Below are 11,172 nucleotides of genomic sequence, written 5' to 3' on the forward strand. Positions count from 1 at the left end.
AATAAATGCTAGTGTAAAAATAAGTAGAGTGTTAAATCATTTAGGTTAACACTCTATTTTTTGTATAAATCATATTCATGAAAACGAGACTATTTTTATGCTACTTTCTTCTCTTTACATACCATTTTCTCTTTTACGTCGTAAATCCATGAAAACTTTTTCATAATAAGAGATAAATTATTTTTGTGTATGATAAAAAAATAATCCCACCAAAAAACTAGGTAGGATCGACTAAATGATGTTTAAACGCATAAATGACCGCTTGTGTTCTGTCTTGAACTTCGAGCTTGCTAAGTATGTTGCTGACGTGTGTTTTAACCGTTTTTATGGCGATAAATAATTCATCGGCAATTTCTTGGTTCGTTTTCCCTTGAGCGACGAGGAGTAAAATCTCCAATTCACGGTTTGTCAGCTCTTCATGAGGAAGTCTTTTGGATGGCTGGCGCATTTTGGCCATAACTTTGTCTGTCACTTCAGGTTCGAGAACGGTTTGGCCATGGTATGTTTTCCGAATGGCTTCAGCGATATCACTAGCTTTCGATGTTTTTAATAAATAGCTGACGGCTCCGGCTTCAAGTGCTGGATATACCTTTTCATCGTCTAAAAAGCTTGTGACAATAATGATCTTCGCTTCTGGCCATTGCCTAACAATCTGTTTTGTCGCTTCAATTCCGTCCATTTCTTTCATGACAAGATCCATTAAAATGACATCTGGGCGAAGTTTTAAAGCAAGTTCAATCGCATCCTTTCCGTTTTCCGCTTCACCAATAACTTCGATATCTGGCTGTGTAGCCAAATAAGACGACACGCCAATTCTAACCATTTCGTGGTCATCAACGAACAATACGTTAATCAATGGTCTCCCCCCAATATTGGAATCTTCACTTCCAGTCGAGTTCCTTTTCCCGGTAGACTGACAACTTGAAAATTCCCACCAATTTCAAGCGCTCGTTCGCGCATAGTTTGTAAGCCGTATGAGGTCGTCTTCACTTCTTCCACATTAAAACCGACACCATCATCAACGACGCGTAAAATCGCCACTTGGTCACGAACAATCAATAATACATCGAGTGTCGTTGCTTTCGCATGGCGAAGCGTATTCGATACAGCCTCTTGTAAAATCCGAAACATATGGTCTTCAATGCCTTTTTCAAAGGAAAACGGTTCAATCTTCCATTTGATATTTATCGGCACTTTTTGCTTAAGTTCGGTTAGCAGATCAACCATCCCATCATGCAAAGATTTTCCCTTTAAGGGTACTGGGCGTAAATGGAGTAAAAGCGCACGCATTTCGAGCTGTGACTGTTGAACCATTTTCTCCACCATCTTAAGTTGCTTCGCTAAAGAGGGATTCGAACTTACATTTGTTTCATTTATGGCAGAAATAAGCATCGATGCCGCAAATAACTGCTGACTAACCGAATCGTGCAGCTCACGAGCGAGACGACTTCTTTCCTTCGTTACCGTTTCTTGCATTAATTTCTCTTGCCCTTCTGCCATTTGACTCGCTAATCTTTGCGCAACCTTTGTCTGCTCCTGAAATTGTTTATGTGACTTTTCGATTTTATGTAAAATGTCTTCTACTTCTGCGACCCGTATTTCACTTTCATTCGTTTTTGGAACATGACTTTGTAGCTGTGCTAACGACCGTTCAATCGTTAAGAATTGCTTTTTCCAAAACCAGCCGAAAAAAAGTCCTAATAAACTCCCAATCATAAGTAAAACAAATAAAACGGAGAGGACTAAAGGAATTCCAGCAACCGAAACCTTCCACCACGATGACCATTGTTCAATCGGAAACGTAAAGAAAAATAAACCAATGACACCAATCTCCATGAGAAAAGCAGTCACGATACCAAATAAAAGGTGACGTTGAATAACATTCATATCCGTTTCACCTCAATATGCCCCGCTATCATGGAGGTGAGAATTTTTACTTTTTGTTGTGCCGCTTGATAGTCCTTCGTTTGATAAAGGACAGACTCACTAAAAACTCGTTCATTCACACAATCAAAAATATCGACAGTACCTGCTAACAAAGAAACGTGAACCGAAACATCTAAATCATACGGAACGAGAACTTGCACATTTCCAAGCACATGGCGAACAAAAATGATTGCCTCGCCGTTTGCAAAAACGGTATGACTTAAATCAATGACTAAATCACCGACAAATCCTTGAACATTTACATCTTCCCATTCCTGAATGGCCTCTTTTGTACGTTGCCGTCCAATAAACTTATTTTGGAAAAATGGTTTCCGACAGATGATCTCTTCGTTCGTCGCTTCTTTCTCTCTTACTTCATCGATAATTACAACTGACTCCCTTTTCTTCTGCTTTACGTATTGAATAAAAATATAAATGATGATTGCAAACAAAAACCAGCGTACCGCCAACGATTGAAAAAGGGAAATGGAAGCACTGACGATGCCGAGCCAAAACACTATTTTCCCGATTAATCGATGATAATATTTTTTTCCGAAATAAATAAAAAGAAAGGAAAAAAACAGAGAGTAGAGAGTATCACCATTTAAAAAGATGATTTCAAACAGCAATAGCCCAACCGCAATATAAAACACCCAAGACCAATAATCGCGTTTTGACTTCATTAGACCTCTCTCCACCTTTCTGTCTAAACGTACCACCAGTGGTCATTGAACCACTGGTAGTAAAAACGAATACTACTCGTTTAGCATATCATGATTTAATCGTTTGATGGGGTAGTTTTCTTTGCTTTTAACTCTTTTTCGAGTTGAGTAATTTTGGAGTCGAACGTATTTTCCATATATCGTGCTTGGACTTTTTGTTCGAGTTCATCTAAATACCGCTCCATTTCTTCAAACCGAGTAAAAGTTTTTTCCTTGTAACTGTCTTCTTCTAACACCTGATTCATACGGTAATGTGCACGAGCACTATTTTCTCGTCCCATTAATTCGAGCTTTTTTACGTGCATATCCTTCAACTTATGCTTCATTTGCTCGTATTTTTGTTCAAGCTGTTCGAGCTCTTTTTCTGTTTGTTCTTTCAAAGTGAAGAGGCGACTTGCTCGTTCTTCGTACTGTTTTTCTTCTTTTATAGCATGCTCAAACAATTCGTCTGCTCCAGCTTCTTTCGCAACGGTTGCTTGATGTTTACGCTTTTCTGCCATTTTAACAGCTTCCCGCCACTCTTTTTCATATTGCTTTTCCAACGTTTCATGACGTTCAACAAGCTTTTTCGCTTTCTCTACTTCTTTTTCACATTGTCGTAAATAGTGGCTTAACATCGCAATTGGATTTTTTTGTTCCTTTTGATCAATCAATTCATACAAATCAGCTTCGACTACATTTTTTAAGCGAGTAAAAATTCCCATATTCATATCCCCTTTCAGCTATTTTGAAGTTTTCCCCATTCGCGTTCAAAGTTTGTAAACGGATCGCTTTCTTCAAATTTCTCTTTCTTTTGCCAATGCTTATAAACGTAATGCAATCCGATTAATGCAACAAGCCCTATTAATGCTGGTAAATTCGTAATGCTGACAAGCAGGGCAATGATGGCAATTGAACCAAGTAAAAATTTCATCCACTTACTCTCTGTTTGTTTGAACTTTCTAAAGGCGTAGTAACAAATGCCTGACGAAATGAGCAGGGCTATCATTGGTCCTAAATGAGCCAGCAATACACAAACAAGCACAATACCAAGTAGAACAAGCATCAATTTTTTCATTTTCGTTTCCTCCTTTCTTGATTTCATCTTACCTTTTTCACGAAGAAGCTATAACGAGCTTGAGCTTTATTTTCATCTAAGACTTGAGGCGTAGTTGGGTGTCTAATAAAGTAAATTCATAGAGCAATTACTTTCAGGCTTAATAGTATGTCCTAAATTTTCATCATGTATTTGATATACTAAAAGAGATGTATCTTACCGCCTTCGGTTTTGTTTTATTAAAATACAAAAGTGAGTCTGTACTCTTAACGAAGAAATACAAATTATCGGAAGGAAGCGATTGAGGTGAAGACGATTCAAACCGTATTAGATGAATTTTTAGCAGAGCAAAGAGTTCGTTTGAAAGATCGTACATATAGTGGGTATGAATCTGTGATCGAACTGTTCATTCACTATTTAAATGACTATGCTTATATGAAAACAGATGTGGATGAACAAGAATATGTGGAAATGTACAATGAGGGCAAAATGTTTGCCAAAACCTTATCGATTGAAAAGCTAACTACTTCGATGATTGAAGAATTTCTCGATTACTTCATGATTCGAAAAGTGATGGCAAGTGAGTCGTTTCTAAAAACCGCAGGGACAGTGATGAAAAAGCTAGTGAAGTGGCTTGGAGAAAATCATTACACATCAAAGGAAGAAAACAAAGCTCAGCTTGATAGTGTAAACGAGATAAAGAAGGACTTACCGTTAGCAGAAAGGGTATCGAGATTACTCTATGAACATAGCATGGGACATGCAGAACAATTTGAGGAGTACGAAGAAGATTACTACGTTGTCGAGAAAGTGGAAAAAGGAATTCTTTGGGCTGAAAACTCTTTAGATCCCGATTCATTAAAGCCAATCGTCGTACCAGAAGAAGTTAGCACCATCTGCAAAGAAGGATGGGAAATGTTTCTTGTAATCGGATTAAAAAATGGAAAATGGTATGTTTTAGAATCGGGGAATGTGTATCCTTAAAATGGTCCCCCTCATCAAGAAAGCGATGAGGGGTAACCTTTTACAATTCTACTGTATCGTAATAGACGTTTATTCCATCCTTTTGATTGAACGCGTAAAACGCAACGATTCTTTTGACAGACTCCAATTCGTGAGGTACTTTTTTCTGTAACTTTTTCAAACGATTGAATAGATAGTGTTGAATATTTGGATGAAAAACAAATGAAAAACCAGATGAAATATTGAATTCTTCTAAGCGAATGATTCGCGTAAATAATAATAACCCTGGTTTTATTGTTTCACTAAAGCCTGAATCAATAAAGTTAAGCTCTTCTCCCTTATTTTGCAAAATATCCTCTACATATATTTTATTCTCTACTTGAGAAACATTTTTCACCTGATATAGTGAAGGATAAGATTGTAGCAGACCTTCTAAAATCTTTTTCTCCATTTCATTCTCATACCGTTCCTCTTCAAAAAAGCGACGAGCAATAGAAATTTCATCAATTACCGGTTCATTAATTGCTGTATCCAACAATGGAATAAGTTGATCTCCACCGTAAACAGGCGCGACCGTTTTGAATAAATTTGATAGACGGATAAATTTTTCTTTATTTAATGACTTAAGCATTCGGTCATTCAAAAACATTCCGCTCGTACGATATGTCTTATATTGATTTAGTACATCACTCATTTTTATTCTCCCTACATTTGACATAATGTGTTGAATAGGCTTTTTCAACATACAATTTCCCCGATTTTGAAAACCGAAGCAGCTTTTTCGGTCCCTTTCCCCATGACCGATAGACCGTTTCTGACGGCTTTAAATGGTTACCTTCAGCAAATTTACGTAAAGTTTTTAAAATCGTATTCATTTTAGACAAGTTTCCAAGTACTACTCGTTCCAAGTAAGGAATTTTCCTGAATCTCCATTCTTCCACCTGTTTTATTTTCAACCGGCCGATTTCAACTAAAAGGTCGATTGGACTGACGTATCCTTTTTCCTCTACTAACTTCTCTGCTGCCACGTACACTTTAGCTTCAAGTTTTATTCTGTTCATCTTCTCACCTGTTAAAATGCTTTTCTGTTGATTCTCTCCTTTATCACATTTGTTCATAGTTTTTTTGAATAGCCATTAGGATGTAATCCGCAAAATAGTAGAAAGTACCTTCGCTATGAGAGACTTTTCTTCATTTACCATTCTTCCAAAAAACGGTTAAATAACAACCCTAACATACATCATTATCAACTAATTTTATATTTAACCTCTATTTATTACTGATTATATTATAACATCACATATTTGTATTCTTTTATACGTTCCCATCATTTGAAAACGAAAAAATTTTGAAACCATAGATATGCTTGCTGATATCATTTTTCTATGTAGGTTTTTCTGACAGTTTTGAAGATAGGTCATGTGGACGTTCTATTTTTAACAAATTAATAGCATTATTTGATTTTGAGAATGTTTATTTGATGAACTCATGTTGTTAACGTGTAGGACTCATCTCAAGCTCCTAAGTCAGAATACCGTTAAGTGTCGGAATTAATTTTGGTTATGTAGAGGAAAAGGAGAAAAGTAATAAATGATCGATATAAAAGAAAGACTTCACAAATCTATACAGACAAGTTTACTTCTGTTTGCCATAATGATGAGCACGTTAATGACCATAATACTAATTATCACCTTACTGTCAGTCCCTTTAAACGAGCTTTCGGAATGGTTGTTCTCTTTAACAATTTCGGTTTTTTTCTTGTACGGGATATCAGCTATTGCATTATTCGTTAGAACGAAAATTAAAAAAACAGAATAAACAGGAGTGTTAATAAGCGGAAGCGAAAATTTTCCTTTTCAGACAACACCGCTTCCAATCGGCAGTGTTGTTAAACTGAAGAATGTTCAAAAATTAGTTATGATCTACGGCCGTCATCAACGGGAAACATCCAGTGATAAAATATTTGATTATGTTTCAGTACCATATCCTGAAGGAAATATTTCAGACGATTTCAATTTGTTTTTCAACCGAAACATGATAGAAGATGTAAAATATATTGTCTTTGAAACACCGCAAGAAGATTTGAGAGAAAAAGGAACAGAAGAAATGAAGGTTTATTCTGAACAAGATCCAGAACAATAAGTTTATTGTTTATTCGTACTTAAGCACTGATATTTTAAGAGATAAAAAAGGAGAATGTTAAATGGCTAATTTCTGGATCCGATATGGGAAAATGATTACAATCATTCTTGGTTTAATCGCTGTTGTTTTTCAAGTTTTTGTTACCTATAGTATTTGGAAAGGTCACGAATTATTTTGGATCATGATGATTGGTCAAATTGTATTGACAGTCATTATTTTTCTCATTGGCTACGCGATAACAACTAAGATGTTAGAAAAAAATAGAATTATTATACATAGAAAAAGGAACCGACATTTATTTTTAATGGCGGTTCCTTTGTTTATATAACATGTTCTTTACTTTTTACTGATAACTCAATTCCTCTCATCATCTACCTTCACAAGAAAGACCTTTTCTTGAAAACCTCCACGTTTCTCTTTCTTCGCTTTCCGGACTCTCTCCACTTCTTCAATAGATAATCCATGACATTTGGCCAGGGCATAGATGACTTCAAGCAAATCTGCTAGTTCTTCAATGGCACTTTCATCATCCTTCGTGTTTAAGTACTCTTGCCATTCTTCTACACTTTATTTTCTTCAATTCTTGTAAATATTCCTTGTCGCTTAATATTTTGGTTGTGAACTTTTCCCTGAGTTCAGGTATCCTATCACGAACGAGTTTATTGTTGTAGATTGTCATGTATGTTATCATCCCATTATTATTTTCAACAAATTATTTCAAGAATTAATACCCCTTGCTTTGTCCCATTGAAATTGATAGGAATCTTTTAGCATAGTCGAGGTGCCGTACGTTTTTTCATTGCGATTGATTAATTCACGACCCGCTTCATACATTGAACCGTCTCTTAAATCAAAATCACCTGTTGCGTTTGAATACGTTTTTTGATTCACATAGTGTAAGTGATCAGTGCCTACTATGAAAACAACAAAATCTAATTCATTTGATCGCACATAGTTTTCTAGATAAGCTAAGTCACAGAATGCATTGTAACGATTGTTCGGTTCGTTAGATGCATCCATGGCATCCTTATTTCATTAAATACAATAACTGAGAATGAACTGCTCTCCTATTGGACCTATTTTTCTTTTTCCCGTATCTTGAAATCCAACTTTTTCATACAATTTTTGGGCTGCTATATTTTTATGGTTCACAGCTAAAACGATTTCATTACAAAGAGGAAAGTTTTGATTCACAAAAGGCTTTAATTGGTACATCCCTTCCTTAGCAAATCCTTTTCCTTGTTTAGAATGGTTAATAGATAGTGATGTTAAAAGCATTGCCTTATGATTATCCGTATATTCTTTAACTCTGTCAGTTGAATGTAACAAGAAAACACCAACAGGTTCATGATCAGCTAAAATGACAATACGGTGCTGTCCTTTTGTTATGTCTAATACATCAGTTGGTAATGCAGTAAATTGACCTTGTTCTTTAGGCAACGTAAACTCCTTTAAGGACTCCAAATGTTCGGGTTTATAAAATGCTAAATCAACATTACTTTGTTTCATAATTGGTCTCCCTTCTATATCACAACAAGAACATACATTCTCTAATAATTCTATCTTTCATATTCAAATCCTTCCTGTTTATTTATTATTTTTTGTTCGTTTACACTCAACAAATCTTGGAAGATGAATGTAACTAATCTCGTATGTCTACTTACATGAACTTATGAAGCAAATACGATATTCGATTCACATAAATTAAATTTAAGAAAAGCACAAACGCCTTGCTCACCCAGAATGCAAATGTCCTTAAGATAAAAAGACACTTTTGCCTTTACGGCGTAAGGTTATTTGACTCGAAGGGCTAGACGCTGGAGCTGGAAAATGAAGACTCCGTTTACTCCTGAAAACTTTATCAGAATGATAAAAATTCTGGGCCTATAAAAAAACTTGAAAGGCATATAGCCAATCAAGTTCACATTTTTATCAAATTATTTCCTCACTCTCAAAAGTTTGAATCAACTAAGGTATACCTATAATTTTTTTCACAACCATGAGAATTATTTATCCTAAACATACAATTTCTTTACAAAAGAATTGTTTCAAATGCATTACTCAACATAGAATCAAAACTATCAAATGACTGAATTAGAGTTCCTGAGGGTTTATCAAGTTCTACATACACACTCTTTTTTAAGTCGTAGCAATACCACGCTGTATCAGAATCTCCAAAAAATATATATTGTTTTTGCCAATCATTTTCATACCAAAGCTCGTTTGTCTCAATAAACCCATGGAGTTCTTCGTCTGCTTCCTTATCAAGTAGAACTTCATCAACACCATAGATCACTAATCCATTAAAGTCTAATCCATTTACTTTCTTTAGAAATTGAATATATGACTTAGGTAATACAATGTTCCCAAATTTCTGCTGTAATTTTGTTTCATTTTTTATTCCTGTATCTGATGCCGACCTTCTAAGTGAACTTCCGTATTTCTCCTCTATTTTTTCTATTTCTATCAACAAGTCTTTCCACTGAGACATATCTATTCTTCCCTTCATTTCAAAGGTTTTGGTTGGTAAACATCATGCTCAAACTTCTCACACAAACAATTTCCATATAACCCACTCGAATATTAGCTGATTTAGAGTAAAAAACCTTGAAAGGCATTTAGCCAATCAAGGTTCCATTAAATAGTATTTTTACTTTGTTTTTACTGCTTCTTGCATTTGTTCTACTAATTTACATAGCCACTGTAGAGGAGTTAATTCAATAGCTGGAAAATAAATTTCTGTATTATTTTGAATAAAGTCTTCTTTCTCTTGTTTTGTTAAATTACTATTCAAAAGCTCCTCACAATCCTTTATTGTAGACAACAGACATTCTTTGCTAACTTCGTTTATAAACTCATCTAATGCTTGTTTAGGAGAACTGATATCTTGATGAAATGTTCCTCCTAAAAAATCTTCCAACTCCTCTAAATATTCATAACTTTCATCCATAAATATTCCCCTTCTTTCTATTTAACAGGATATCCTGTTAAAATAAAACTACCATCATTATTCTTTTTTAGAATAATTTTTGCGTTTGTTACATTCTCGACTACTTCAGAATTTCTTGAAACACTTCTGCCAATTATTTCTCCATCACCCTTGTATTTTAATGGTAATGTAGGTCTACTATTTGGGTCAGACAGCCATTTTTGGATTTTCTCGATATTCTTAGAGTCACTAAGAACTGCATTAGCAACTTTTTCTGCTGTCATTCTATCCTTAAAAGTTGAAGAACCAGTAATTTTAGGATTAGTTTTCAATCTTTCTAAAAGTTGTTCATCAGTTTTCCCAACATGCCTCTCTATTAAATGCCCACCTTTTAGTTCATGTGCAGCTAATCCACCACCTGGCGCTAGAGAACTTTTATCTCCTTGCTTAACATTTTCTATACCCTTACCAACTCCCCCAACACCCTCAGCCTTCATCATTAAATTTTCTTTTGGCACGTGCTGAACCGTGTCTGCCGCATTTGATCTCGTAATCCCTTTCGCTCCTGCAAAGCTAAGGCTGTCGGTACGATCAAGTTTTAAAGCTCGGGATGTATCTCCAATAACTTGACTGCCTTTTGCTTGGATGTCTTTCCCGACGTTCTTGAAGTCTGTTGCTAGGTTGGTGGCGTCTTTTGTGACACCGTCTGCGCCTTTTACCGTGATGTAACCGGCGCCTAGTCCGAGAAGTCCTTGGACAAAGCTTGCTTGACGCTGTTCTTCTGTTAATTTGTTCCCAAACATGTCATAGCCGGTGATGTATTCACCGAAGCCATTGGCACTGGCCAGGCCGTATAGGCCCATTTCTGTTTTTTGCAGAATGTCAAAGGTTTTCGTTGTTTTATACGTATCGAGTGCGTGGGAAGCGGAGTTGATGACTTTTGTCGTTTTGTAAATCGCTTTTCCGCCTTTAAAAGCTTTTCCTGCCCAACCTATGAGCGGAATGAAGCCCGCAGCTGCCATGGCGGCTGCTTTTACGCGGTCAGCCTCGGATAGTTTTTCGCCGGTAATGGGGTCGATTCCTTCTTTTGTTCTCTTATAATCATAATACCCGGTTAACTCACCTGTAAAGGTTGCAATCCCATCCCACGTTTTTTCATACCAAGGTTTGTTCGCTTCTTCCTCTGCTTTCTCTTTCAGGTCACGAACTTCCGCTTGCTCTTCTTTCGCCTTTATGTATGCTTCGGTCGCTTGGTCAACTTCATCTTTTACTTGGTAAATGTCACTGCGATGATAAGCCTTTTCATCAAAATACATCGGGGAAGTAACGCCACCTTTTGTCGTTGCGTTCATTAGCTCCCGATATAAGTTGATGACAAGCCCTTGATTTTTTTCCGATACGGCATATTCATGTAGCCATTGTTGGTCAAGCTCCCCAACCTGTTGTACCGTTTC

The 11,172-nt window shown here is 36.2% G+C and carries 15 protein-coding genes and 1 pseudogene; 3 read left to right on the plus strand and 13 right to left on the minus strand.

Annotated elements, in window-relative coordinates; translation table 11 throughout:
• Positions 1 to 217: 217 nt before the first annotated feature.
• The 5 genes from MLD65_RS14870 to MLD65_RS14890 form a co-directional block, all read right to left on the minus strand.
• Positions 218 to 856 (minus strand): response regulator, encoded by a 639-nt coding sequence (locus MLD65_RS14870; protein ID WP_243292642.1) that lies wholly within the window; start codon positions 854 to 856, stop codon positions 218 to 220.
• On the minus strand, positions 853 to 1,887 hold the full coding sequence (locus MLD65_RS14875) for a sensor histidine kinase (RefSeq protein ID WP_243292643.1): 1,035 nt from the start codon (positions 1,885 to 1,887) through the stop codon (positions 853 to 855). Before MLD65_RS14875 ends, MLD65_RS14870 begins: the two co-directional genes overlap by 4 nt.
• Positions 1,884 to 2,609, minus strand: coding sequence for a cell wall-active antibiotics response protein LiaF (liaF, locus tag MLD65_RS14880; protein ID WP_243292644.1), 726 nt, complete (start codon positions 2,607 to 2,609; stop codon positions 1,884 to 1,886). The genes MLD65_RS14875 and liaF overlap by 4 nt, the downstream gene beginning before the upstream one ends.
• 95 nt (positions 2,610 to 2,704) lie before the next feature.
• Positions 2,705 to 3,352 (minus strand): PspA/IM30 family protein, encoded by a 648-nt coding sequence (locus tag MLD65_RS14885; RefSeq protein WP_243292645.1) that lies wholly within the window; start codon positions 3,350 to 3,352, stop codon positions 2,705 to 2,707.
• 14 nt (positions 3,353 to 3,366) lie between these two features.
• Positions 3,367 to 3,705: a lmo0954 family membrane protein gene (locus MLD65_RS14890; RefSeq protein WP_243292646.1), complete on the minus strand. Its 339-nt coding sequence runs from the start codon at positions 3,703 to 3,705 to the stop codon at positions 3,367 to 3,369.
• Between the two features lie 285 nt (positions 3,706 to 3,990).
• On the opposite strand from MLD65_RS14890, the gene MLD65_RS14895 reads away from it, so the two are divergent.
• The gene (locus tag MLD65_RS14895; protein ID WP_243292647.1) at positions 3,991 to 4,668 is read left to right on the plus strand and encodes a hypothetical protein; all 678 of its coding nucleotides are present in this window, start codon (positions 3,991 to 3,993) and stop codon (positions 4,666 to 4,668) included.
• Positions 4,669 to 4,708: 40 nt separating this feature from the next.
• Here the strand turns inward: MLD65_RS14895 and MLD65_RS14900 are convergent, their stop codons facing one another.
• Together MLD65_RS14900 and MLD65_RS14905 are read right to left on the minus strand one after the other, a co-directional pair.
• On the minus strand, positions 4,709 to 5,341 hold the full coding sequence (locus tag MLD65_RS14900) for a DUF7986 domain-containing protein (RefSeq protein WP_243292648.1): 633 nt from the start codon (positions 5,339 to 5,341) through the stop codon (positions 4,709 to 4,711).
• Positions 5,334 to 5,708 carry a hypothetical protein gene (locus MLD65_RS14905; protein ID WP_243292649.1) on the minus strand — a complete coding sequence of 125 codons (375 nt, stop codon included), beginning with the start codon at positions 5,706 to 5,708 and terminating at the stop codon, positions 5,334 to 5,336. Before MLD65_RS14905 ends, MLD65_RS14900 begins: the two co-directional genes overlap by 8 nt.
• Positions 5,709 to 6,471: 763 nt before the next feature.
• Between MLD65_RS14905 and MLD65_RS14910 the strand changes: the two genes are divergently transcribed.
• Together MLD65_RS14910 and MLD65_RS14915 are read left to right on the plus strand one after the other, a co-directional pair.
• Entirely contained in the window at positions 6,472 to 6,789 is a 318-nt protein-coding gene (locus tag MLD65_RS14910) for a DUF4176 domain-containing protein (RefSeq protein WP_243292650.1), read from the plus strand.
• A gap of 61 nt (positions 6,790 to 6,850) precedes the next feature.
• Positions 6,851 to 7,117 (plus strand): hypothetical protein, encoded by a 267-nt coding sequence (locus MLD65_RS14915; protein WP_243292651.1) that lies wholly within the window; start codon positions 6,851 to 6,853, stop codon positions 7,115 to 7,117.
• 26 nt (positions 7,118 to 7,143) lie between these two features.
• Here MLD65_RS14915 and MLD65_RS14920 read toward each other — a convergent pair.
• From MLD65_RS14920 to MLD65_RS14945, 6 genes and pseudogenes are all read right to left on the minus strand, one after another.
• Positions 7,144 to 7,468: pseudogene (locus MLD65_RS14920) on the minus strand (pyrophosphohydrolase domain-containing protein).
• A 38-nt stretch (positions 7,469 to 7,506) separates the two neighbouring features.
• Entirely contained in the window at positions 7,507 to 7,809 is a 303-nt protein-coding gene (locus MLD65_RS14925; protein WP_243292652.1) for a hypothetical protein, read from the minus strand.
• 15 nt (positions 7,810 to 7,824) lie between these two features.
• Positions 7,825 to 8,298, minus strand: coding sequence for a GNAT family N-acetyltransferase (locus tag MLD65_RS14930; RefSeq protein ID WP_243292653.1), 474 nt, complete (start codon positions 8,296 to 8,298; stop codon positions 7,825 to 7,827).
• Positions 8,299 to 8,821: 523 nt separating this feature from the next.
• On the minus strand, positions 8,822 to 9,280 hold the full coding sequence (locus MLD65_RS14935; protein ID WP_243292654.1) for a YrhA family protein: 459 nt from the start codon (positions 9,278 to 9,280) through the stop codon (positions 8,822 to 8,824).
• Between the two features lie 159 nt (positions 9,281 to 9,439).
• Positions 9,440 to 9,739 (minus strand): contact-dependent growth inhibition system immunity protein, encoded by a 300-nt coding sequence (locus MLD65_RS14940; protein WP_243292655.1) that lies wholly within the window; start codon positions 9,737 to 9,739, stop codon positions 9,440 to 9,442.
• Positions 9,740 to 9,756: 17 nt separating this feature from the next.
• Positions 9,757 to 11,172, minus strand: a 1,416-nt coding sequence (locus MLD65_RS14945; RefSeq protein WP_243292656.1) for an RNase A-like domain-containing protein, incomplete at its 5' end; no start/stop codon positions are given.

The organism is Bacillus sp. FJAT-47783 (genome assembly GCF_022808615.1).
Classification (GTDB): domain Bacteria; phylum Bacillota; class Bacilli; order Bacillales; family Aeribacillaceae; genus Bacillus_BZ.